The 24481-nt window shown below is 61.4% G+C and carries 16 protein-coding genes; 9 read left to right on the top strand and 7 right to left on the bottom strand.

Features of this window, described 5'->3' with window-relative positions; translation table 11 throughout:
* Window positions 1-167 precede the first annotated feature (167 nt).
* From Mal15_RS03320 to Mal15_RS03330, 3 genes are all read left to right on the top strand, one after another.
* The gene (locus tag Mal15_RS03320; RefSeq protein WP_199773802.1) at window positions 168-1562 is read left to right on the top strand and encodes a c-type cytochrome; all 1395 of its coding nucleotides are present in this window, start codon (window positions 168-170) and stop codon (window positions 1560-1562) included.
* A gap of 297 nt (window positions 1563-1859) precedes the next feature.
* On the top strand, window positions 1860-3194 hold the full coding sequence (gene thiC / locus Mal15_RS03325) for a phosphomethylpyrimidine synthase ThiC (protein ID WP_147866461.1): 1335 nt from the start codon (window positions 1860-1862) through the stop codon (window positions 3192-3194).
* Complete coding sequence (locus Mal15_RS03330; protein WP_147866462.1) at window positions 3191-3571, top strand: YkgJ family cysteine cluster protein; 381 nt, start codon at window positions 3191-3193, stop codon at window positions 3569-3571. Before thiC ends, Mal15_RS03330 begins: the two co-directional genes overlap by 4 nt.
* Before the next feature lie 203 nt (window positions 3572-3774).
* Here the strand turns inward: Mal15_RS03330 and Mal15_RS03335 are convergent, their stop codons facing one another.
* From Mal15_RS03335 to dapB, 5 genes are all read right to left on the bottom strand, one after another.
* Window positions 3775-5085 (bottom strand): MFS transporter, encoded by a 1311-nt coding sequence (locus Mal15_RS03335; protein ID WP_147866463.1) that lies wholly within the window; start codon window positions 5083-5085, stop codon window positions 3775-3777.
* 659 nt (window positions 5086-5744) lie between these two features.
* Window positions 5745-6977: a DUF1559 domain-containing protein gene (locus Mal15_RS03340; protein ID WP_147866464.1), complete on the bottom strand. Its 1233-nt coding sequence runs from the start codon at window positions 6975-6977 to the stop codon at window positions 5745-5747.
* A gap of 75 nt (window positions 6978-7052) precedes the next feature.
* Window positions 7053-7238, bottom strand: a complete 186-nt coding sequence (locus tag Mal15_RS03345; RefSeq protein ID WP_147866465.1) for a DUF3784 domain-containing protein — start codon at window positions 7236-7238, stop codon at window positions 7053-7055.
* Window positions 7239-7545: 307 nt separating this feature from the next.
* Window positions 7546-7914: a hypothetical protein gene (locus Mal15_RS03350; RefSeq protein WP_147866466.1), complete on the bottom strand. Its 369-nt coding sequence runs from the start codon at window positions 7912-7914 to the stop codon at window positions 7546-7548.
* On the bottom strand, window positions 7911-8714 hold the full coding sequence (gene dapB, locus Mal15_RS03355) for a 4-hydroxy-tetrahydrodipicolinate reductase (protein WP_147866467.1): 804 nt from the start codon (window positions 8712-8714) through the stop codon (window positions 7911-7913). The genes Mal15_RS03350 and dapB overlap by 4 nt, the downstream gene beginning before the upstream one ends.
* A 568-nt stretch (window positions 8715-9282) precedes the next feature.
* On the opposite strand from dapB, the gene Mal15_RS03360 reads away from it, so the two are divergent.
* From Mal15_RS03360 to ccsA, 6 genes are all read left to right on the top strand, one after another.
* Window positions 9283-9927, top strand: coding sequence for a signal peptidase II (locus Mal15_RS03360; protein WP_199773803.1), 645 nt, complete (start codon window positions 9283-9285; stop codon window positions 9925-9927).
* A gap of 11 nt (window positions 9928-9938) precedes the next feature.
* A complete protein-coding gene (hisN, locus tag Mal15_RS03365; protein ID WP_147866469.1) occupies window positions 9939-10778 on the top strand; it encodes a histidinol-phosphatase in 840 nt (279 codons plus the stop codon).
* A 426-nt stretch (window positions 10779-11204) separates the two neighbouring features.
* Window positions 11205-11651: a hypothetical protein gene (locus Mal15_RS03370; protein ID WP_147866470.1), complete on the top strand. Its 447-nt coding sequence runs from the start codon at window positions 11205-11207 to the stop codon at window positions 11649-11651.
* An 83-nt stretch (window positions 11652-11734) separates the two neighbouring features.
* Window positions 11735-13432: a helix-turn-helix domain-containing protein gene (locus Mal15_RS03375; protein ID WP_147866471.1), complete on the top strand. Its 1698-nt coding sequence runs from the start codon at window positions 11735-11737 to the stop codon at window positions 13430-13432.
* A gap of 199 nt (window positions 13433-13631) precedes the next feature.
* Window positions 13632-14792, top strand: coding sequence for a hypothetical protein (locus tag Mal15_RS03380; RefSeq protein ID WP_147866472.1), 1161 nt, complete (start codon window positions 13632-13634; stop codon window positions 14790-14792).
* Between the two features lie 219 nt (window positions 14793-15011).
* Window positions 15012-18596, top strand: a complete 3585-nt coding sequence (gene ccsA / locus Mal15_RS03385; protein WP_147866473.1) for a cytochrome c biogenesis protein — start codon at window positions 15012-15014, stop codon at window positions 18594-18596.
* 211 nt (window positions 18597-18807) lie between these two features.
* Here ccsA and Mal15_RS03390 read toward each other — a convergent pair whose 3' ends face one another.
* Window positions 18808-22554 (bottom strand): proline dehydrogenase family protein, encoded by a 3747-nt coding sequence (locus Mal15_RS03390; protein ID WP_147866474.1) that lies wholly within the window; start codon window positions 22552-22554, stop codon window positions 18808-18810.
* A gap of 536 nt (window positions 22555-23090) precedes the next feature.
* Complete coding sequence (locus tag Mal15_RS03395; protein WP_147866475.1) at window positions 23091-24383, bottom strand: hypothetical protein; 1293 nt, start codon at window positions 24381-24383, stop codon at window positions 23091-23093.
* Window positions 24384-24481 lie beyond the last annotated feature (98 nt).

Here is a 24481-nt window from a genome sequence, read left to right on the forward strand (position 1 = left end):
TGTGAAGGTGATGGACCGTCGTACGACGTCCTTTCCAGGGCGTCGCGGAGAGTCCTGCGGACGACGGCCCGGAAGGGTCATCGTACGTGGTGCATCGAACGGCTGGACACCTGCGTGAGTCGTATCCTGTGGAATTTCGAGCCATCGTTCACATTCATATTCTTTTGATGAAACCGTCTTTAATTGTCGCACTGACCATCGCGTTGGGGATCGGCGCGGCATGCCTGTTTCCGACCAGCGTGCCTGCGGCCGATTCAGACGTGTCGGTGGATTCCGAGGCCGCTGCGCGGGGGTATCGGTTTTTGACCGAAACGGCGGTGTTGCCGAGTGATTTTCACCAATCGACGTTTGATGCACTGTGGACGGTGTGGCCCGAACCACTGCGGAGTGAAGCCGAGAAGGCATCGCCACAGCGGCGCCGCGAGATGGCGTTCGAGCGTTACGGTTTGACGACCCGGCCGGGAGACGATTCCGGAAAACCGCTGCAGTACGTCGTGGATTCCACAGGCGCGTGGACGATGAACTGTTTCTCCTGCCATGGCGGAACGGTGTACGGCAACGTCACTCCGGGCGCCCCCAACAACCGGTTCGCATTGCAGACGCTGACCGAGGAGATCGGCAAGGCGAAATTGAACTTGGGCTTATTGCCCGGGCGGATGGAACTGGGGGCGATGTTCGTGCCATTGGGGACGACCAATGGGACGACCAACGCGGTCGTGTTTGGGATGGGGCTGATGAACGGTCGCGACGAAAAGTTGAACCTGGTCATTCGGACGCCAAAGTTTTTCACCCATCACGACATGGATGCGCCGCCGTGGTGGCACTTTCACAAGCGGCCCAACATCTACATCGATGGTTTCGCCGCCAAGGGGCATCGCGGGCTGATGCAATTCACCCTGGTGCCCGAGAACGGTCCGGATTTTTATCCCCGTCACGAGGCGGATTTTAAGGATGTGTATGCGTATTTGAGTTCGCTGCGGACGCCGGTTTTTGACGGCGTGATCGATTCAACGTTGGCAGAGCAGGGCAGGGCGGTTTTCCGATCCAATTGTGCCGAGTGCCATGGGACCTATGGCGCCGAGGGCGACTATCCGAATCGAAGGGTCCCGATCGACGAGCTCGGTACCGACCCGGTGCGGTTGAACGCGTTGACGGTGGAGGGGCGCAAGAAGTACGCACGCAGCTGGTTCGCCCATGCCGGCGAGGCGGATCAGCAGGAGACGGTGATCGATCCCGACGGCTATGTCGCACCGCCCCTGGACGGCGTTTGGGCCAGCGCTCCGTATTTTCACAACGGCAGCGTGCCGACATTGTGGGACGTGCTGCATCCCCAAGAACGGCCCGTGGTCTGGCGGCCGACGTCGACCGAAATGGACGCCGAAAAGATCGGGTTGACGGTGGAGGTTGTTCCGCGGATCCCCGACAGTGTCACGGACATGGCGGTGCGGCGAAGTTACTTTGACACGCGGAAATTCGGCAAAAGTAACCGCGGCCACGATTTTCCCGACGCGCTTGGCGAGAGCGAGAAGCGGCAGGTGCTGGAGTATCTAAAAACGCTTTAGCTGGTCAGCGCCACTTTGGCGTAGCTACGCTCGCTAGAGCGTGGCCGCAGAAAAGGTTTCAGGTACGAATGGCACGGGCTTAGTGAGCCGACGGCGCTAGCCGCGGGCCTTGATGCGCCTTAAACACGGCAGTAAGGCCCGAGGCTAGCGCCTACGGCTCAGCGTATTGGCTTATGCCACTGCCCCCTTTTCCCCGGCCGGTGGGGATCTACTCTCGATCGCCGTCCAGGCGTATAACAGAGCCTCCCACTTTTGAGCTTTTTCCCCGCGTGATGGCGGGACAATCGGAGTAAATCGATGAGCAAAACGCAGATTTTGGCGGCGCAGGCAGGTGAAATCACTCCGGAGATGGAGTTTTGCGCAAAACGCGAAGATCTGGCGGTCGAATTGATTCGCGACGAAGTGGCGGCCGGTCGCATGGTGATTCCGGCCAACAAGGTCCACGCCGCGGGCGCTCTGGAGCCGATGTGCATCGGGGTGGCGGCTAAGTGCAAGATCAACGCCAACATCGGCAACAGTGCCGTGACCAGCAACGCCGGCGAAGAACTGGAAAAGCTGCACACGGCGGTTCACTTCGGCGCCGACACGGTGATGGATTTGTCGACCGGGAAGGACATCGACAACATCCGCCGTCAAATCATCGAAAAAAGCCCGGTGCCGATCGGGACGGTGCCGATCTACCAGATGCTGGAAGAGCTCGGCGGCAACATCGAGGACATGAATGCCCAGCACTTTTTGGACATGGTCGAGCACCAGGCCAAGCAAGGCGTCGACTACATGACGATTCATTGCGGGGTGAAATTGGAGCACCTGCACCTGAGCATCAACCGGGTGACCGGCATCGTTAGCCGTGGCGGTTCACTGATCGCCAAATGGATGATGGCTCACAACAAACAGAACCCTCTTTACGACGCATTTGATGACCTGTGCGACATCATGCGGCAGTACGACGTGACGTGGTCGCTGGGCGATGGATTGCGGCCCGGGTCGATCGCCGACGCGTCGGACGACGCCCAGTTCGCCGAGTTGGAAGTGTTGGGCGAGTTGACCAAACGCGGCAAAAAGAACGGCACGCAAGTGATGGTCGAAGGACCGGGACATATCCCGATGCATCAAATTCAGATGAACATGGAAAAGCAGGCAGAGCTCTGCGAGGGGGCTCCGTTCTATGTCCTGGGGCCGTTGGTGACCGACATCGCGCCCGGGTACGACCACATCACCAGTGCGATCGGTGCGGCGATGGCCGGTTGGCACGGAGCGGCGATGCTGTGCTACGTCACGCCCAAAGAACACCTGGGGTTGCCCAACGAAGAAGACGTCAAGCAGGGAGTGATCGCCTACAAGATTTCCGCCCATGCGGCCGATGTCGCTCGGGGACGCAAGGGCGCTCAAGACCGCGACGACGCGCTCAGCAAGGCACGGTTTGAATTTGATTGGAACGAACAGTTTCGGCTTTCGCTTGATCCCGAAACCGCCCGCCGTTACCACGACGAAACGCTTCCTCAAGACACCTTCAAGAGCGCCCACTTCTGCAGCATGTGCGGTCCCAAGTACTGTTCGATGAAGATCACCGAGGACATCCGCAAGATGGCCAAGGACAAGCAACTGGTCGGGCTGCCGGTCGCCGAGTGAGTGGTTTGCCGGTTGTCGATTGCGACGGTTGCGGCGTCTGCTGCATGCACATGGGTTTTCCGGCGTTCAATTTGACGCTGGAACAGTTGGCCGATGTGGAGCACATCGATCTGGCGTCCCTCGCGGACGCGGCGTCGGCCGATCTGGCGCGATGGATCGCCATGCCGGCGGGCTTGCGCGAGGGAGTCTTGGAGCAGATGGCGAACCACGTCGCGCCGAAAAATGGGGCGTTGGATGGTCCATGCACGTGGTTGGATCTACAGACGAAGCGCTGTCGCCATCACCAACACCGACCACAGGTCTGTCGCGATTTTCCTGTCGGAGGCGTGGGTTGCCTGCAGTGGCGGGCGGCGTATGCCGACGCGAATCTTTCATAGAGTTCGCGGTGGATGATCTGCTCGGCTGACGCCGGAATAGAGCTGAACCTGCCCACGGATGGCAAAGCGTACCCACGGATGTGAAGCAGTCAGGGATCCGTGGGGACGCGCTGCCATCGGCGGGTATTCTTTGAGGCAGGGGGCCACGTTCTGGCGAACGTAGCTACGTTTGGGACCGCATCTGTGCGACGCGTAGGCCCTCGCTACCCGGCCGGCTGTTCGCTCGGTTTGGTGCCGATCAGGATTCCGGTGCCACGCAGTTTCCAGAGGAAGAACAGCGCGCCGGCGAGCATCAGCGCGCTGGAGACGTAGAACATGCTTTGCGGGCGATCGGTAAACGCGGGCATGGCGGCCCAGTACAACAGCCCCGCGACGGTCATGAAGGCGAAGGAGACGGCGTTGGCGGTGCCGAGGAATTGGCCGCGTTCGTCATCGGGCGACAGTTTCTGCAACAGTGCTTGGAGCGGGATGATGTAAAACCCGGCAAAGAAGCCGGCACAGAAGATGAAGAACGCGACGTTGCTGAGCGCGACGCGGACCATCGGCCGGGCGTCGGGCATCCACGGTGGAACCGCGGCCAGTAGAAAGAAAAAAACGACCAGACCCGCGGCGCCGATCGTCGTCAGTCGCGGTTCGATTTTGTCGCCCGAGATGAAACCGGCAACGGCACAACCCAGGCCGATCGCAACCCCCAGCACGCCCATCAGCACGCTGGCTTCGTCGTCCCCCACGCCGAGCACCTCGGGGTAACGAAACAGGGTCGACAGGGCCAGGCCGGCCAGCAGATAGAAGTAGCCCCAGGCCATCATCACCGTCAGCAATCGCGTTTGGCCCATCTTGCGGATCGTTTCGATGTAGATCGCAAACGGGTTGTAATCGATCTGCAGGTCACGATCGCCCGGTTGCAGACGAGTGATCATCAAACTGGCGACGAACCCGAGGACCGCGGTGGCGACAAACAGCGCGCCCGGAAGCCAGGCGACTCGGGGCACGCCCTCGGCGCCGTGATAACGAACGCTTGCCGATCCGGCGATCACCGTGCCCAGGATCACGGCGATGTTGGTCATCATGTTGATCGATCCGTTGGCACGGCTGAGATGCCGGTCGCTGACAAGTTCGGGAATCATGCCGTACTTTGCCGGGCCAAAGAACGAGCTTTGGCACGTCAGGGCGATCAGCGCCAGGAGCGTCAGGTACAGGTTTTCGAAATAGAACCCCAGGCCAGCGACGAGCGCGATCGGGATCTCGGCGATCTTGACCCCCAGCGTCACTGTGCGTTTGGAATAGCGGTCGGCGATTTGGCCGGCGAATCCCGAAAGCAGAAGAAACGGCAAGGTGAAGCATATGCTGACGATGCCTTCGCCTCCGTCGCCGAGCCGGCCTTCCCAAACTCCTCGAACGACGGCGAAGGCCAGGATCACTTTCAGCAAGTTGTCGTTCATGGCCCCGAAGAACTGAGCCACCATCAGGCCCAGGAATCCGGCATTGAACAACTTGGGAGAGGATGCTTTCACGGCTGGTTTGGATGCAGTTGGGGGCGATGCGTCGGTCGGGTGTGGGCCGATTCTAGCATCCGGCCGATCTCGCGATCAGATCGGTTTTTGCATGTGGGATGCCAGCGGGAAGCGTTCCGGCCAGTTGATTTATGAGCCCGCGGCGCGAGCAAGGTGGCGCCGCAGATCCGCTCGTTTGCGTTTCGGGCCACGTCTTGTTCTGTTCGTTCGTCGAAAACGATTCAATCGGCAGGCCGTGATGCTTTCCGCCGGCATCTGGGGCCGGTCGATCGTGCATTCCGCTGGCATCTGGGGGGCCGCTCGCTGACGCGTCCCGCTGGCATCTGTGGCCGCTCGCTGACGCTTCCCGCTGGCATTTGGGGCCGCTCGCTGACGCGTCCCGCTGGCATCAGAGGCCGCTCGCTGACCGGCCTGTTGATTTAGTCCGGTCACACGTGGGATCAGCCGTTTCGCGCGAGCGTACGGGCTTCCTGTACCAAGCTTCCTGTACCAAGAAAACGCTCTGGCGCCCGTAGGCTCGCGCCAAACGGCTGATTAAATCGACAGGCCGTGACGCGTCCCGCTGGCAGGGGCGCATAAAAAACCCTGCCCGGGGTGGGCAGGGTTCAGCGTGGGCAGGGTTCAGCGCTGGGTCGGCGGACCTGAAAGCTGGTCCCGAATCACTGGTTCAGCGATTCACTGATGACTTCCTTGCCTGAACGGGTGCCGAGGGCGCCCCACAGGCCGTAGGGGCTTTCGACGCCAGGGGCGGGTTGGGGGGCGTTGACGTTGCCGGATTCGACCGAGTCGGTGATGAAGACGACGGCGCCGTCGCCCATCAGGACGTGGCAGCCGCCGGGATGCCGGCTACCCGGAGGCGCGATCGCTTCGTTTTCCGGGAACGAGTTGGTGCACAGTCCCTTGTTGGGCGGCAGGATGCAATTGACTTCGGTGTAGATCGGGCGGGCGTTGCACCAGCGGAACCCTCGACCTTCGGAAAACGCGGTCGGCCGAGGTTGGTCGCCGGGGAAATTCCCCGAAAGAACACCGTCCGGATCGAGCCAAAACTGCGGGTCTTCGGGATCGATGAAGTTTTCTTCGCAGTAGTTTGGGTTGGTGGCGATGGAGCTGGAGAGGGTGACCGCGGGCGTGGTGCGTTTGTCCCCATCGCTCAGGTCGGTGACGATCTCGCCCATCGCGATGGTGTTGGAAAGGCCGTCCAGCACGTCGCGAAAACGTGTGAATTCACGCGGCAGGAAGAATCCGCGGTTCACTTTGCCGTTTTGGTCTTCCAGTTGGTTGTTGATGGTCAGGTCGGGGTATTTGACGCCGAATGTCAAGCTGCGATTGTCCCCACACTGCGGACCGTAGTTGGAACGTCCCATCGCGGGACGGCCCATGCCGGGGTCGCTGGGGCAACGCAGCGCGGGGATGTCGGTCCACCACGGGTCATAGCTGTTGCGGGCCGGATCGGCGGCATTGCCGGGATTGGGGGTCGGCCCCATCGGTGGAAACGTGAATGCGACCGGCGTGGTGATCGGGAACGGTTGGCTGATCGATTCCCAAAGCGCTTGCTGCTCCATGTAGGGCGTCAGCGGGACCAGCATGCTGAGCTGTTCGTGGTTGCCGAAATTGTTGTTTTCCCACCAATTCATCACCCCGCCGGGACCGTCGACCAGCGGCGCGACCGGGGTCGTCCCGCCGTAATTCATCGGCAAGCGTTGGTAGGCGGAGTGGTAGTTGTGCAGCGCCAGCCCGATTTGCTTGAAGTTGTTGCTGCAACTCATTCGTCGCGCCGCTTCACGTGCCGCCTGGACGGCGGGCAGCAGCAGTCCGACAAGGATGCCGATGATGGCGATCACCACCAACAGTTCGACCAGCGTAAAGCCGGCACGTGTCGAATCACGTCGCATAAAACACTCCAAGGTTACGGAGACAAAATAACAGGATTTCTATTCTGACGAGCGGAAGGCTCGCGTGGGGCAAAACTATTGGCCCATTTGCTTCGCCATTTCTTTCTCGTACTCCGCCTTTTCGGCGTCCGACATGGCGTCGTATCCCGAAGCCGTCGCGTCCGCACCGGTGGGCTTGTCGACCGTTGGCGAGCTACCGCACCCTGCGACCGCGAAACCAGCGATCACCAAGCAAAGCAGAAGGGGCACTGAACGCGTCATGGGGTATCCGGTGAAGAGACGAGTCGCGGGAGGGTGGTTGCGACGACTGGAAAAGAGCAGAAATCCTCATCATTAGACTACACTTCGCCAGATCGCACATCAAGCCGCGCCCGCATCCACTTCGAAAACCGGTCGGGTAAATCGACAAGCCGCCAGCGAGTTCCGAGACCCCGTGGTCAAACGTAAACGGATGGTCGCAGGCAGTGGCGCGAAGGCAGTTCGCCAAAGCAGATGCGCAATCGGGGCAGGCATGCCGCATCGATTTCGACCACTTTTCTTCACGATTGTTGAACATTCCCCGTCACGGCTACTGCGAGCGGTAGTGCCGGATCGCTTCGGGCAACGGGTATTCGGTCAGGTCGCGGTCGCCGGGCCAGTCGGCGATTTCGCGGAGCCGCCGATAGCCGCGTGAGACCAGCTGGCGTCGCTGGGCGACGAATTCACCGTCCAGATGGGCCAGTGCCATGGGGCCATCAATGACCACCGGTTCGAATCGCTGGTCATCGATGAATTGAGCCAGGACGGGGTTGCAACGGATGTGTCGCTCCGCGGCGGTGTGCAGGGTTTCCGGATCGAGCTCGCCGATGACGTAACGCAGGTACAAGTCGCTTTCGACGATCGAGGTCACGTCTTGGCCGCAGACGTCACAGCGGTAACCCTCGTCACACTTCATCACATTTCCAGCACGTCGAACATGTCGTACATGCCTTCGGGTTTATCGCTCAGCCATTTGGCGGCGGCCAGGGCACCGGCGGCGTAGCAATCGCGGCTGCTGGCGGCGACGTTCAATTCGATCCGTTCACCCAGCATGCCGAAGACGATCGTGTGTTCGCCGGGATTATCACCGACGCGGACGGCGTGGTAACCGATTTCATTGCGGGTTCGCTGGCCGGTGTGACCTTCGCGGCCATGGACGTGTTTGGTGTCGTCGCCGAGTTTTTCGGCAATCAGGTCACCGAATTTCAGCGCCGTTCCGCTGGGCGCATCCGCCTTGTATCGGTGGTGCCGTTCGATGATTTCGATGTCCAGTCCGCCCGGAACGTCCAGCAGTTTTTCGGTGATCTGTTGGGCAAGTTTCATCGACAGGTTGACCGCCAGTGACATGCTGGGGGCCCAGACGATCGGAATGCTTTCGGATGCTTCGTTAAGCCGCTCGACTTGCGCATCGGTCATTCCCGTGGTGGCCACAACGAGCGCCGTTTCGTGGAGCACACATTTTTCGATGCAGCGATCGATTGCCTCGGGCAACGAAAAATCAATCACGACGTCGGCGTCATTGGGCCACTTGGACGACAGGGCGATGTCCAGTGTGTCGACGCCCGCCAAGTCGCCGGCGTCCTGGCCGAGCAGCGGGTGTTGGTCGTTTTCCATCGCCGCGACCAGTTCCAGCGCGCTGTCTTCCGATGCCAGCGCGACGACTCGGCGACCCATGCGACCGGCCGCTCCGTGGACGGCAATTTTCAGTGGAGTGGACATGATGGTGTTGCGTCTCTGCGGGGGAAGCGGGATCAAAGTGGAGCCGAGCAGTAATGTAACCCCTGGGGCCGCGGGGTGGCAGGGATGCGGATCGGGCGGGCGTTCCGCAGCAAAGGCGCCCACGTCTCCTCGTTCCAAGGATCCTCCGTGGAACGCACTGCAGGTGTGGCTCCCGCCGCACACACCGCGTCCACCCCCGAGGCGGAGCCTGGACTGCGCAGGATCGTTCGATTCGTTCGCGTTTGCATTTGTAAGGTTTTGCGTGTTTTCGATTCCGCAAAACCCTCTTGGGACCAGCCGTTTGACGCCAGCCTACGGGCCTCCATCATCGCTGGGGCCTCCATCATCGCTGGAGCCTCCATCGACTCTGGGGCCCGAACGTTGCTGGGGCCCGAACGCTGGCGCGAATCGGCTGATGTCACTCGTGTTTCGACGCCCATCGGCAGGTTGATCTGGGCAAGCGGGGCGAACGATTCTAACGTGTAGGGTCTTCCCAGCTTTTACTGGGCAACCTTACAACGCGGGCGAAGGAATGCTGGCAACGTTAAAACAAGATCACAGCAAGACGATGAATCAGGCGGAACCGACAATCGACGACTCCGAAACCGCACCCGTCGCCGTGACGTCTCGGGCGCCGGCGTCGCTGGTGGGCCGATTTTGGGTTTTTCTGGGGATCGCCTTGGTCGGCGGATGGCTGGATTTGTGGAGTAAAGCGGCGGTGTTTCGCTGGCGCGGGCTGCCGGCCCAAAGCGACATCTGGTGGGTGTGGGAGCCCTATTTCGGGATCGAGACGGCCGTCAACATCGGCGCGGTGTTTGGGGTCGGGGCGGGCCGCGGCAGCTTTTTCGCCGCCATGAGTGTCGTCGCCGCGATCGGCATCGTGATCTGGTTGTTTTGGTTTCGGGCGGCCGAATCCCGGTGGCTGACCGTCGCGCTGGGGATGGTCGGCGGCGGGATCATCGGCAACCTTTACGATCGGCTGGGATTGTGGTGGCAACCCGGCTACCCCGAACAGTGGCAGAGTGGCGTGCGCGACTGGATCCTGTGGCGGATCAACGAACAGTGGACCTGGCCCAATTTTAATATTGCCGATTCGTTGTTGGTGGTCGGCGCGGGGATGTTGCTGTACCAGAGTTTCTTTCCGGGGCAGTTCATCGAGTCAGCGGGGAACGACGGGGAACCGCAAGAGCACGAGACGACAAATACCGCATGACGGATTCAAACATGGACTCAACGACATTGAAGGGACCCGCCGACTGGTCGGCGCTGGAATCGGGGCGGCTTTCGGCCATGATTTCCATCGCCAGAGCGGCTGGTGAGCACACGCTCACATATTTCGGTTCGGGGGATTTGCACGTCGATGCGAAAAGCGATGATTCGCCGGTGACGATCGCCGATCGGGAAGCGGAGCAGCTCGTCCGCCGGCAAATCGCCGAGTCCTTTCCCGAGGACACGGTCCAAGGCGAGGAGTTCGCCGAGAAAGCCGGCCGGTCCGATTACCGTTGGGTGGTCGATCCGATCGACGGGACGAAGTCGTTTGTGTGCGGCGTGCCGCTGTATTCGACGTTGTTGGCGCTGGAGAAAGACGGCCAACCGATCGGCGGCGTGATCTTCATTCCCGCACTCGGCGAAATCGTGGTCGCGGCGCTGGGGCAGGGGTGTTGGCACCAGCGACGACAGACCGATGGATCGCTGGCCGAATGGACCCGGGCCCGTGTCTCCGAGCGGAGTGAGCTTTCGCAGGCCGTGTTCGTGACCAGCCAAGTCGACTCGTTTGATGCCCGCGACCGCGCCGAGACGTACAAGCAGGTCGAGCGCGCGTGCTGGATCACTCGCACCTGGGGCGACGGCTACGGTTACCTGATGGTCGCGACCGGGCGGGCCGACGTGATGGTCGATCCGATCTGTAACGCCTGGGATGTCGCCGCGATCCTGCCCGTGATGGTCGAATCGGGCGGCCGTTTTACTGATTGGAAGGGCGTTGCAACCGTTCGGGGCGGCGACGGCGTGGGTACCAATGGGGTGCTTCACGATGCCGTTTGTCGGATCTTGGGTTGCGATTGACCGCGGCGGGTTGGTATTCGGTCGATAGCGACGGCCCGGAAGGGACCGTCGTACGTGGCGGCTTGGGGCGACGGCCCGGAAGGGACCGTCGTACGTGGCGGCTTGAGGCGACGGCCCGGAAGGGACCGTCGTACGTGGCGGCTTGGAGCGACGGCCCGGAAGGGACCGTCGTACGTGGCGGCTTGAGGCGACGGCCCGGAAGGGACCGTCGTACGTGGCGGCTTGGGGCGACGGCCCGGAAGGGACCGTCGTACGTGGCGGCTTGGGGCGACGGCCCGGAAAGGACCGTCGTACGTGGCGGCTTGAGGCGATGGCCCGGAAGGGACCGTCGAGGCGGCGCAAAGACGGGCGGAGAAGATCAGGAGATGGGGGCTGGCGATCTGCCGGCGGCAAGTTGACGCCCCCGCAAATTCAGGAGCATTCAGGATGCATTGGCGAGTCGGATTGCTGGGATTGGGATTGCTTTCGGCCTTGGTCGTTGGCGGTGTTGCGGACCAGCCCGGGACGTACGGAATGCCGGGAAACACCGATGTGGAACGCTTCGAACCCGGGTTGCCCCCCGAACGAATGTCCCCCGAACAGGTGTCGCAGCCGGGCGGAGTGTCGCTGATGCAGTTGACCGCTTCGGAAAAGGGGCCCCAAGTCGCTGCGGCGGGGGAGTTGATCGGGTTTAACGGATTTACCGGCTCGGGAAGTCAAACAATTACGCTGGTTCATACCGGAAAAATGCAAATCGCCGTGTATCATATCGATAGGTCGGGCCAGATCCGCTTGGTCAGCAGCCGCCCGATCGATGCCGACTTCTCCTTATCGCTTAACCTGACGAAGCCACTTCCCGGACAAATCCGGCAACTTGGCAGTCCGGCCAAGTAGCGACTGCCGGTGATCCGAGCGATAGGGAAACAGGGCAATCATTGTCAACTTTGTCTCTCCCCCGCTCGAATCAATCCTCGCCCATGTCTTATCTGTCACTTGAAGAAGCTGCTTCGAAACTTGGCATCAGCACCGATCGCCTGGTCGAACTTCGCAGCCAAGGCCAAGTCCGTGGTTTTCGTGACGGTTCCAGTTGGAAATTCCCCGAGACGGAGATCGACCGTTTGGCCGACGAGCTGGCCGACGGCGCCGGGTCGGGGATCCTGGTCGACGAATCGGGGATGGGATCGGGCAGCGTGATCGGGGGCGATTCACCGGGCGAGGGTGACGGCAGCGATCTGGGGATCGGCAGCGAAGCGACCGGCGAGGGCAGCGACGTGAACCTGGTCACGGGATCGAAAGAGGATGGCAGCGACGTCGAACTGGTCGCTTCGGATAGTGGCAAGCTGGGCGACGATCTGGAGCAGGATTCGCTGTTTGAGAGTGACGAAAACGCGCTGCAAGAAATCGACTCGGCCGAATTGAAACTCAATGACCCGGCGTTGATGGACGACAGCATCGATTCGATCGACATCGCCATCGATCCCAAAGAGGGCAGCACCGGACCGGTCGCGAAGGCGGAGATCAATGCCGAGGCGGAAAAAATCTCGATCAGCGACGTGGATGTCGCCGACGATGCCAGCTCGGACGAAGAGTTCGCGTTTTCCGGATCGCTGGACGAAGACGACAGCGACGATCTGCTGTTGGGCGAAGATAGCGACAGTTTGGATCTGGATTCGCTGTCCGAGGATGAGCTGCAGGTCAAAGCGGCCGGGGCGAGCAGTTTGGAACTGATGAACGAACTCGATTCGCCGGATTCGGGCGAGAAGATGAAATCGTCCGGTGCGGATGTCTTGAGCGAGTTGGATCTGCTCGGTGCCGAGCAATCCGGCAGCGGCAGCGGGCTGATTTCGGGCGACAGCGAAAACCTGCTGACCTCCTCCGGGCTGGGCAGCGGGCTCGGGTCCAGCGTGATCAATGAAATGGATGACGCCCTGGACGAAGATGACGACCTGGTGATCGCAGACGACGACGCCGATTTGATGTTGGACAGTGTCAGCGACATCTCGGTTGCCGGGGACAGCGGGATCAATCTGATGAGCCCCAGCGACAGCGGGTTGTCGCTCGAAAGCGAACCGTTGGATTTGGCCGGCAGCAGTTTGTCGGCGCTGGACTTGGGGGCCGAACTGACCGACGGCAGCGGGATTTCAGGGTCCAGCGGCAAGAATGCCGGCGGCAGCGGTTCGGGATCGGACGAGGAATTCCAACTCTCGCCGTCCGGCGTCGGGCTGGATGCCGATCTGGAAAGCAGCTCGCAGGTCATCGAAGTCGAAGATTCCGAAATGGTCGGCGACGCCGTCGATTTCCAAGATGATTTTGGTGACGACGCGGGGTTTGCCGACGGCGGATTTGGTGACGCCGAAGCGGTCGCCGTCGACGCCTTCGACGAAGCACCGGTGGCAGAAGGCGGGCTCGGCGAGGACCCCATGGCTGGGGAGGCGATCGAGATGGACGACGTCGACGAATCGCCCGCGGTCGGCGCGGCCGTCGCCGGGGTGGGCTACGAAGTCCCCTTCTCGTTGATGCAGTGTCTGTCGCTGATGTTCATCATCCTGACGCTCTCTTTGGGCGGCATGTTGATGTCCGATCTGGTCCGAAACATGTGGGCGTACAACGATATCTCCGCGCCGGTGAGTGCCCTGACGGATTCGCTGATTGGCTTGATGGGCTGGGATTCCTGATCCCCGATTGGCTTTTCAGCGCCCGTGAGTTTCTGGACGGATTCGTTGAGGGGGCTGATGGGCTGGGATTCTTGAGCCCCGATCGGATCTGGCGGGTACGAAGAACGGTGGTGGCGCGTCTATACTGACAATGCCAGGATGCACCTTCCCACCGGAAACGGATTTCACCCTCCCGCCCGCCCCGCTTTTGACCGCGCCCATGATTCCGGATCTGACAGAGAACTTGCACCGCCACGGTGGTGGGATCCGACGCCGGTTGGCCGTGCTGCCGATGCTGATTCTGGCGCTGGTCGCCCTGGCCGGTTGTGAGCAACCCGAAGGAATCGTCACCTACAAGATCCCCAAGAAGGTGCCCGAGCAGCTGGCCCCGGGCAAGGATCGCCTGCTGGCGGTGATGGTTCCCCGCGGTGAAAAGGTTTGGTTCTTCAAGGTCCTGGGCCCCGAAGACGCGGTCGCACGGATCGACGACGCCTTCAAAGCGTTTGTCAAAAGTGTCCAGTTCGATGCCAATGACGAACCGGTGCTCGAGTCGTTGCCCGACGGCTGGCGTCGCGGCGGCAAAAAGCCGATGCGTTTCGCAACGATCGATATCAATACGCCCGAAAAGCAACTTGATCTAAGCGTTTCCAATCTGTCCGTCCCCGGCACAATGGACGATGCCGCCTGGGACGATTATGTCCAGCAAAACGTCAACCGATGGCGCGGCCAAGTCGGCTTGGACCCGTCGACCGAAAAATGGTCCGGCGGCGAAGCGATGGAAGTCGACGCGGCCCAGGGCAACGCCGTCTGGGTCGATCTGGTCGGTGTCCCCGGGGCCGGTGGGGCCGGCCCCATGGGGATGATGTCGGGTGCCGGGATGCCAAACGGCGGAATGCCCGGTACTGGAATGCCGAGCGCCGGTCCCCTGACGAGTCCATCGGGCGGGGCAACCGCAGCGGCGGCGCCGCCATCACCGCTGGAGTTTGAAACCCCTGACGGTTGGAACAAGCTGGAGGTCCGGCCCGGCGGGATGCGTGAAGCGGCCTTCAGCGTCGATGAGTCCGAAGTCACGGTGATCACCGCCGGAGGTGACCTGCGTAGCAACGTCGCACGTTGGATGGGTCAGGTCGCCGGAGGATCCCCCGAGGATACGGCGGTCGATGAGATGTTGGCCGGGGCAAAGAAATTCGATGTTTCCGGCCGTCCGGCCCAGCGGTTTATCATCGCAGGCGACGCCGAAAAAGGCCAGAAATCGATCGATGCGACAATTGTTGAAATGGCAGGCGGACGCAGCAAGTTCATTAAAATGACCGGTGACGCGAAAACGGTCGCGGAGCAATCCGACGCGATGCAAGCGTTTTTGGATTCACTTTCGTTTTAAAACCCACGCACCTCGTTCCCAGGCCTCGTCTGGGACCGCGACTAATGTGAGGCTCCGCCTCACGCGACGGAATCGAAGGCGGAGCCTTCGGGAAAGTGCGTTCCAAGGCGGAGCCTTGGAACGAGGGCAAAAAGCCTTGGAACGAGGGCGACGGAGATGACTGGCTGGACGCCTCTCCCAATTCACTTGAGCCGAACAAAACTCAACCGCAGAAAGAACATGGCGACACTCCCCAATCCCTCCGGCCAGTTCCCCCAAGAACGCGATGAATCGACGGTGATTTCGTCAGCCGACGTGCTCTCGGCGATCGGGTCACTGAAGTTGACCGTCGGTCTGTTCGCGGCTTCCTTGATCATCGTCCTGGTCGGGACGCTGGCCCAGGACGAGATGAACATGCAGGACGTCAAGGAACGGTACTTCGTTTCTTGGATCGCTTGGATGCACTTCGACGATTTCGTCCCCCAAGCGTTTTATCGCCACGCCAATCCGATTCCGGGAATCATTCCGTTTCCCGGCGGGGCGTTGATCGGCGTGTTGTTGATGCTGAATTTGATCGCGTCCAAGGCGACTCGGTTCCGCGTCTCCGCGTCGGGTGGTCGATTGGCAGCGGGCATCCTGTTCATCTTGGCCGGCTTTGTCGTGGCCGGGTTGATCATCGCCAGCGGTCACAACAGCGACGGGTTGCAGGGCGCGCCGCCGATCTCCTACCCCGCGCTGTGGAAGGTGTTGCAGGGAATCGGTGTCGCCGGCGCGATCGGTCTGACCGCCGTGTCGACCAACGTCCAACACCGTTCGCTGCGTCTCCTCGGTTACATCGGCGCGGCCTCGTTGGCCGCCGTGATCGTTTACACGTTGTTCAGCGGCGCGCGGATCGGCGATCCCGGGCTGCGGATCGTTTGGCAGCTGGCCAAGGGGCTCGGTGCCGGCGTGATTCTGTTGATCGGATGTTTGCTGATCTTCGGACGTCAGGGCGGCAACTTGTTGTTGCACTTCGGCGTCGGGCTGTTGATGTTCGGGCAATTCGCCTTCGGTGATCGTCAGTTGGAACAGCGGATCAGTTTGGTCGAGGGCCAATCGACCAACGCGTTGATCAATCTGGACAAAATCGAACTGACCTTCGTCGTTCCCGGTGAAGCAGAAGACACGGTGACGGCGATTCCGGGGACGCAGATCGGCGAGGCACTGTCCAGCGGGGAACTGATCCGCGACGATGCCTTGCCGGCGGATGTGAAGGTGGTCGCCTTTTACGAAAATTCGGATCTTGTCAATCCGAAACCGACCGGCAATCCGGCGACCAAGGGTGTCGGGTTGGAAGTCCAGGCCGTCCAGGCGCGCAAGCGTGGTGGGACGGATGGGGAAGTCAACGTGGCTTCGGCGTACATCGAATTGATCGACAAGCAGTCCGGTGAGTCGCTGGGGACGCATTTGGTCAGCCAAATGTTGTCCGATCGAGAGACGTTGATCCCCGGCGGAACGGCCAAGGATGTTTTTGACGAAGTCACGATCGGCGAGAGCGAGTACAAGATCGGGCTGCGGTATCACCGCGAGGTGAAACCGTATTGGGTTCACTTGGAAGACGTCCAGCGTCGTAACTACAGCGGGACCGAAACACCGCGAGATTACAGTTCGTACATTCGCATCGTCGACACGGAAACCGGCGAGGATCGGCGTGAACGTGTTTGGATGAATAATCCGCTGCGGTATCGCGGCGAGACGTTTTTTCAATCCAGTTACACGCCGTTGCCCGGTGGCAAAGAGTTGACGGGGCTGCAAGTGGTGCGCAACAGCGGTTGGCTGATCCCCTACGTCGCCTGCAGCATCATGGCGCTGGGCATGCTGGCACACTTCACCGGAACACTGAAACGTTTCGTCGGACGACGCGAACGCGAACGGGCCAAGGAAATGGCGGCGATGAGCGCCGATGAACGACAGGTGATCACCTCCTCGCGACCGGCCGTGATCGCGTTCAACATCGCCGCCCTGCTGGCTTTGATGATGCTGATCCCCTGGTCGGCCGCGATGACGACGCTGCGCCCCGCTTCGCGTGACACCGGCTACGATTTTTATACCGCCGGCAAGATCCCTGCCCAATTCGGCGGACGGGTGTTGCCGCTGGATGCCTTTGCCCGCCAAACGCTCAAGGCGATCAGCAATCGGGAATCGCTGCCGATGGAAAATGCTCCCGGCGCGATCAAGAGCCGTGTTGATAAGAAGAGCATGTCCGCGATGCAGTGGTTGATGGAAGTTGCCATCGACGATCCGGCACTTCGCTACCTGCCGATGTTCCGGGTCGATGCGGAGGAAGTCCGCAGTCAGCTGAAATTGGACCGGCGCAAGAGCAAACTGTACTCGCTCGATGAGCTGTTGGCCGAGTGGCCCAAGGCGGATGCGTTGATCAAAGCGGCAAGGGGCAAAGACGAAGCGGCGTTGTCGTTTAAAGAACAGAAGCTGTTGGAATTGGATCTTCGCACGCGTCAGTACATGGTGACCGCCGAAGCGTTTCAACTGCCGCGGCCGCCGGAGATCCCGACGGACAACTTGCCCGAAGGCATCACCGAGGAAATGGTGCAGCGGTTCGCGCTGAGTGAATTGCAGCGACGGATGGAGTCGATCCAGACGATGCGGACGGCCCGAATCATCCCTCCGACCGCTGACGAGGCGGCCGACGCGGTCAATGATCCCGATTGGACCGCGTTTGCCCCCGCGTTTTTTGACGATGCCGCCAAGGGACCGTCGCAGGACGCCGATCGCGCGCTGGCGTCGGATCCGTTCAGCCGAATGATCGAAACCTATCGCGACGAAAAGAAGGATTTCGAAGGATTCAACCAGGCCGTCGATGACCAACTGGCGCTGTCGACCGCGTATCCGATTCCGGGGTTGAAATCCAACAAGGTGGCACTGGAACGTTGGATGGAATCCAATTCGCCTGAGGTGCGGTCGACGATCCTGTACATCCTGTCGATGGTCATGGCGTTGGCATTCCTGGCCGTCGGAGACCACCGCTTAAGAAATGCGACCTGGGGCGTGTTGCTGGTCGCGGCCCTGATCCACACGGTCGCCATCCTGAGTCGGATCTATATCACCGGCCGCGCTCCGGTGATCAACATTTATTCGTCTGCGGTGTTCATCGGTTGGGCAGCGGTCTTGGGCGGATTGGTGATCGATCGGATCTTCCGTTTGGGATTCGGTAACCTGGTCGCCGCGACCGCGGGAACGCTTTCGCTGTTGGTCGCCCGAGGCCTCGCGAGCGGCGACACGATGCCGGTGTTGCAAGCGGTTCTGGATACCCAGTTCTGGTTGGCGACGCACGTGATCAGCGTTTCGTTGGGTTACGTCGCAACGTTGGTCGCCGGGATGCTGGGTATCGGGTACCTGATCAGCAATTGGGTCGGGGCGGAAGAGAAAGCGGGGCGATCGCTGTACCGGATGGTGTACGGGGCGGCTTGCTTCGGGATCCTGTTCAGCACCGTCGGGACGATTCTCGGCGGGCTGTGGGCCGATGACAGTTGGGGCCGATTCTGGGGCTGGGATCCCAAAGAAAACGGCGCGTTGTTGATCGTGATTTGGAACGCGTTGATGTTGCACGCCCGTTGGGACGGAATGGTCAAGGCGCGCGGTTTTGCGATTTTGTCCATTGGCGGCAACATCGTCACCGCATGGAGCTGGTTCGGGACGAACGAACTGGGCATCGGATTGCACAGCTACGGCTTTACCGAAGGCGTATTGATGTGGCTGATGGTCTTCATGGCCACCCAGTTCGCGTTTCTGATCGCGGGGCTCCTGGCCTGGCGCAAGCCGGCGTGAAGTGATCAGCCGTATGGCGCGACCCCAATGCCACCTAGTCGATGAGCCGACGGCGCTAGCCGCGGGCCTTGCACTGCGCTTCGAGACTTGTAAGGCCTTGTAAGGCCCGAGGCTAGCGCCTGCGGCTCAGTTTGTGATCGACAGATCGTTGCCCGGACGCTTGCGCGAACCGGCTGAAATCGATTGATGATCAGCCGTCATCACCCGACCGCTACTCCGCGGTTTGTCGCCGACCCAGGTTGCCGTAGCGGTGGTAGTCGTCGGAGATCGATTGTTCGTTCAGGTAACGCAGCATTTCGATCTCCGCGTCATCGACCACCGTTTCGGCGATGATGCTGATGAATTCAGTCCTGCAGGCGTCGTGGATCAGCTTGGGAAGCGACTTGGTGGGCAGCAGCAGACGCAGACGATCGACGCGACCGTCGGAGATCTCCTCGGCCAGCGACTCGTCGGATTCTTGCACCCATTCGCAGCGCCACGTGGAACGGGCGTTTTCGATCAGGTGATCTGAGATCGCTTCCAACGTCGGGATTAACTCGTCGGCGTTCTCGGCAACGGAATAGGTCACGGCGCAGTTGGCCGCCGCCGCGGCGAGCATGGAGTTGGCCAGATCGCCCGCCGGTTCGTCGCCCAGCAACCGCACGCGAAGCTGGCCGACCGGCAGGTAACGTCGCCAATTGTCTTGGCCGATCAATCCGACGTGGTCGTGCATCGTGCCGGTCAAGTTGGTGACGACGTGTTTGGCAGAAGTGGCGAATCGTGACGCACGGCGGATGTCGATGTCGGTAGCACCGATCGACTCAATCGCGTCATAAGCGTCATCGATCGAAGCGGTGACTGCTGCGGTGGTCGTCGTTGGCGAGGACGTGGCGTCGGAAGAGTCCGTCGTCGCCGAGGTGTTGTTTTCCAATCGCATCAGCGGCAGGACGTAGTGTGGTCCGCCGGCTTTGGCACCCGGCCCATAACCGCTGCTGCCGATGCCGCCGAAAGGCTGACGCAACACGATGGCTCCGGTCGTGGGGCGGTTGATGTACAGGTTGCCGGCGCGGATGTTGTCACGCCACAGTTGTTGTTCGCGATCGTCCAAACTTTCCAGCCCGCTGGTCAGGCCGTATCCGGTCGCATTGACCATCTCGATCGCTTCTTCGAGTCGAGTGAACGACATCACGCCCAGCACGGGGCCGAACAGTTCGGTGCGATGGGTGAAATTGCCGCGGCGGACGTTCCACTTGATTCCCGGTCGATAAAGTTGGCGGTTGTCGCCGATCCGACGCGGCATCACCAGCCATTCTTCACCGGGCTCCAATTCCTTGATGCCCTGTTCCAGCACGCCGCTGGGTGGGCGAATCAACGGCCCGACGCGTGATGACAGGTCCCAAACCGATCCGACCGGCAGGCTTTCCGCCGCATCGGCCAGCGTGTTTCGGAAGTCCACATCGTTGTAGACCTCTTGGTCGAGCAACAGCAGCGAGGTGGCACTGCATTTTTGTCCGGAGTGGCTGAAAGCACTGTGCAAGAGATGCTTGATCGCCAGGTCGCGGTCGGACAGCGACGTGACGATCGTCGCGTTCTTGCCGCCGGTTTCGGCGATCAGGTGCAGTTCGGGCCGCAGCTTGAGCATCGATTTGGCAGTTTCCGTGCCGCCGGTCAGGATCACGGCGTCGATTCGCGGATCGGTGACCAAACGTTTGCCCGCACCCGACCCGCTGCAGGGAACCAATTGCAGCGCCGTCTGGGGAACACCGGCGTCCCAAAAGCACTTGGCCAACAGATAGGCCGGCAAGACGGTATCGCTGGCCGGTTTCAGGATCACGGTGTTGCCGGCGGCCAACGCGGACACGACACCGCCACAGGGAATCGCCAGCGGAAAGTTCCATGGGCTGATCACCGCAACGGTCCCGCGCGGTGATGCCGAAAACGGGCTTTGCCGACCCCGGGCACGCTGAAGGTACGCTTGGACGGTCAGCGGATAGAACTCGGTGAAATCGATCGCTTCGCTGACTTCCGGGTCGGCCTCGCTGATCAGTTTTCCGCCGTCGATCATCATCGCACCGATCAAGTCGCCGCGCCGCTGGCGCATGTTCTGTGCCGCCGCGCGAAACAGTTCGTACCGCGCATCCCAGGACATCTGTCGCCATCGATCCGGATCGTTGCTCGCGCACGCGATCGCATCGTCGACGTCTTGGTCGGTCGCCTGGGTGAATCGACATGCGACGTGATCGGGGCGTGACGGGTCGGCCGATTCTTTCAAGCCGCGGTCGTCCGATCCCGCGGATGAATTCGGATCGCGTGTTTCGCTGCCGACGTTCAAGGGGACGTGCACGGCGCGGTCATCACAGCGGTCTTTCCAGTCGTTAACGATCGACTCGGCCCACTCGCTGTGCTGCGTGAGCGCCCAGTCGGTGTCCGGTTCGTTGACGAAGGAACTCCAATGGGCCGCTGCGGCCGGTCGGGCGGGTGGCTGACGCCGGTCTTGGCTGCGCCGGGGTTGCGTCGAAACGCTGTCGATCATCGCCAGTGAATCGCGAAAACCGTCGGCCAGTCGGTTCCAGGTGTCCGAGTCCGGCGTCAGGCGGAACGAATAGCGCAAGAAGTTTTCTTTGCCGGTGTTTTCGTCCAAGCGGCGAATCAAGTAGCCGATCGCATTGATAAAGTCTTCACGGCGACAGGCCGGGGCGTACAGCAGCATCCGCGGTGCGGATTCAAATAAGGCGCGGCGCTGGTGATTGGCCATCCCTTCGAGCATTTCGAACTGCATCCGCTCCAGCGCCGTTGATCGACCCGAGTCAGAAGTGTCGGCCGCGGTCAACGGTGTGCGCGATCCCCACAGCATCGCCAGCGCGATGTCGAACAGGTTGTGCGACGCGACGCCGATCACCAAGTGGCCTTGGGCGGCGGCGGCGATCATCGATCGCAGCATGCGTTTGAAGTTCGCGTCGGTTTGGGTCTTGTCCGTGTACGGCGTTTGCGGCCAGCCGCCCAGCGAGGCTTCGACGCGTTCCATTTCCATGTTGGCGCCTTTGACCAACCGGACGGTGATCGGAACACCGCCGCGCCGGACTCGCTTGGCCGACCAGGTGATCAGATCGGTCAGAACGTCAAATGAATCCGGGATGTACGCCTGCAAGGCGATCCCGGCGCGCACCTTTTCCAGCCCCGGTCGATCGAGTGTTTCGACAAACGCGTCGGCGGTCAGATGCAAATCGCGGTACTCTTCCATGTCCAGGTAGACGAACTTGGAACTGGACGTGCCGTCGGGACGGTTGAAACGCTCGCGGGCAGCGGCGCGATACAGTAGTTCCAAGCGATCGGCCACGATGCCGACGGTGTGACGGCGGGCGATCGTCGAAACCTGACTCAACAAAGTCGTCAGTTTGACGCTGATGCATGCGATCTCGGGGATCTGCAGCGCGCGCAGGTAGTTCTGCAAGCGACGATTCGCTTCTTCTTCGCCGAGCAACGATTCCCCCAGAAAGTTGACGTTCATCAGCACGCCGGATTCCTGACGCGCGGCCAAGTGCTCGCGCAGCGGTTCGTCTTCGGCCGGCAGGATCACGTTGGCCGTTTCCTGTCGCATCTTGTCCTTGACCAGCGGCACGGCGACACCGGGCAGGTAGCCGCCGAAGGTTTGGAACCCACGGAGCATGGTCTGTTCCAGCGGGCTGAAGAAACGTGGCACGCCTTGGACGTCCAGGATGTGCGTCAACTGATCGGCGACGCGGGCCGGGCTGTGCGTGCGAAAGGCTTGGTCGGTCATCTCCACCAGGGTGGCCTTGTCCTCGGGCCGACCGATCATGCGGTCCAGCTCGGCTTGCTGGTGGCGTTCCTGAGGGGTTTGCAAGGCACGCGATCGCAGCAAGAGCGCCTTGGCAATCTCGATCGCCGCGGCGGCATCGTCTTGCGGATGTTGGTTTGCGATTCTTAGCAACGTGCCAAGTTCCAGCGGGGGCTCAGTCATCGCACAGGGTTCCGAACGTGAAGGTCGAGAGCGTGGAATTGTTTTATAGCAGCAATCGAGTGTGTGTCCGTCTGACGTCGATGCCGACCTGTGCGGTCTGTTGATGATCTGCCGTTAAGGGCGAGCGTACGGCATCGAATCACTCAAGGGCTCCGGTTTTCCGTCCGTGTGTGGCGGGAGCCACGACTGCAGTGCGTTCCAAGGCGGAGCCTTGGAACGAGGGATCGTGTCATCCACTCGTTCCCGGGCTCCGCCTGGGAACGGGGCTTTCTGGAGGCTCCGCCTCTGGATTTCCGTCCGCGTGTGGCGGGAGCCACGACTACAGTGCGTTCCAAGGCGGAGCCTTGGAACGAGGGATCGTATCATCCATTCGTTCCCGGGCTCCGCCTGGGAACGGGGCTTTCTGGAGGCTCCGCCTCCGGTTTTTCGACCGTGTGTGGCGGGAGCCACCGATGCAGTGCGTTCCAAGGCGGAGCCTTGGAACGAGGGCATGCCGCTTGCCCCTCCCTGCCAGTGAGGGTTTGTTCTCCGCTTGGCTACTGCTGGCGGATCGAGGCGTCGCCGTCCAGGTTGCGGACGCTTCGAAATGCTGCTGCAGGCAAAGCGTCGTCAGCGGCGGTGGGGGAAGAGGGCAACAGGATGGAGTTCCAACCGGCCATCCAGCGGCTCGGCGGTGCCAGCATCGCGGTGATCCGGTCGGCATCAATCAGCTCCGCCGGTGGGGCGGCGATCGGTCGACCGCGGGAGTACAGCACGACGTTGTCGCCGATGCCGGTCAGCGTCATCGTTTCATCGCGGATGTCAAAGTTCAGGGCCAATTCGCACTCAATTCCGTTCGGATTGGGAACCAATTCACGCTCGTCGACAGCCATCCCCAGGTGATCACGCATCGCCGCCAGCAGCGGTGTCTTGATCCGCAGGTTCGCTGGCTTGGACGATTTGAGCGTGCCGACCAGATTGACCGATTCGCCGGGATGGATCACGCAGCGTCGAAACTGGACCTCAGCTTCGCCGATCACGCGGTGCGGCAGATGATCGGTCAGGTCGTTCAAGCTGAGCTTGGTCAGGGAGGAACTGCCCAGGTCATAGGTCCAGCCGTGGAGCGTTTGACGGCAGGCGATCACGCCGACAAATTCCGCGTTTGCTCCCAGATGCTTGATCGCCGGCGCGTACTCGGCAAGCGCGGAGCAGGGCAGGGCGGTGCCTTCGGTCGAGAGCACCAATTCGGTCGCCGGCACTTCGCGGTCGCGATCGCGGAACAATTCGACATGCAGACGTGGGCCGACATGACGTGTGGCATGGCCGGCCCGAGCGATCATCCGAACGCTGTCGCCCTCCGGCGTGATCTCGGCCGAGACGTCGACCGGCGGCATCGATCCGGTGCGGCTGAGGATGCTGACATCGGTCGCCAGGATCGAGATCGGAACCACCGTCTGGGCCGGACGGCTGATCAAACGGTCGTGCAGCATCGTCCAGGCGTGACCCAGCCCGGCCGACTGGAATTCCGGCTGGTGCAAGATGATCGCCGCCCGCTCACGCTCGACAAGGTAATCGATCAGACGCACCGTCACGACGTGCTGGCGGGAATCCGGATCGCTGACCCGGACGTTCTCCAGGATGTACTTACCCGGCGCGACACGCTCGCAACGCCCGATTTCAAACACCAACCCCGTCTGCAGATTCAGATGGTGGGTCAGCTCGGCCAGCTTGTTGGCCTGGTACCACGGCGTCCAGGTGACCAGGATCGAAAGAAAGACGATCGACGTCGGGACCGCGCAGCAGAAAACGAACAACAATCGAGCGACGGCTCGCTGGGTCCGTTCATGCATCCATGCAATCCCCTTCGGTGGCGACAGTTCACCCGAGATTCTAGGTGGCCGGCGGGGCAGAAGGGTAGATCGTTTCGGCCGTGGAAGGTGATTCGAGG

The organism is Stieleria maiorica, assembly GCF_008035925.1.
Taxonomy (GTDB): Bacteria; Planctomycetota; Planctomycetia; order Pirellulales; family Pirellulaceae; genus Stieleria; species Stieleria maiorica.

Coding starts and splice junctions, on each gene's coding strand:
- Mal15_RS03320 (WP_199773802.1), top strand. CDS start 168: ATGAAACCGTCTTTAATTGTCGCACTGACCATCGCGTTGGGGATCGGC.
- thiC (WP_147866461.1), top strand. CDS start 1,860: ATGAGCAAAACGCAGATTTTGGCGGCGCAGGCAGGTGAAATCACTCCG.
- Mal15_RS03340 (WP_147866464.1), bottom strand. CDS start 6,977: ATGCGACGTGATTCGACACGTGCCGGCTTTACGCTGGTCGAACTGTTG.
- Mal15_RS03345 (WP_147866465.1), bottom strand. CDS start 7,238: ATGACGCGTTCAGTGCCCCTTCTGCTTTGCTTGGTGATCGCTGGTTTC.
- dapB (WP_147866467.1), bottom strand. CDS start 8,714: ATGTCCACTCCACTGAAAATTGCCGTCCACGGAGCGGCCGGTCGCATG.
- Mal15_RS03360 (WP_199773803.1), top strand. CDS start 9,283: ATGAATCAGGCGGAACCGACAATCGACGACTCCGAAACCGCACCCGTC.
- hisN (WP_147866469.1), top strand. CDS start 9,939: ATGGACTCAACGACATTGAAGGGACCCGCCGACTGGTCGGCGCTGGAA.
- Mal15_RS03370 (WP_147866470.1), top strand. CDS start 11,205: ATGCATTGGCGAGTCGGATTGCTGGGATTGGGATTGCTTTCGGCCTTG.
- Mal15_RS03375 (WP_147866471.1), top strand. CDS start 11,735: ATGTCTTATCTGTCACTTGAAGAAGCTGCTTCGAAACTTGGCATCAGC.
- Mal15_RS03380 (WP_147866472.1), top strand. CDS start 13,632: ATGATTCCGGATCTGACAGAGAACTTGCACCGCCACGGTGGTGGGATC.
- ccsA (WP_147866473.1), top strand. CDS start 15,012: ATGGCGACACTCCCCAATCCCTCCGGCCAGTTCCCCCAAGAACGCGAT.
- Mal15_RS03390 (WP_147866474.1), bottom strand. CDS start 22,554: ATGACTGAGCCCCCGCTGGAACTTGGCACGTTGCTAAGAATCGCAAAC.
- Mal15_RS03395 (WP_147866475.1), bottom strand. CDS start 24,383: ATGCATGAACGGACCCAGCGAGCCGTCGCTCGATTGTTGTTCGTTTTC.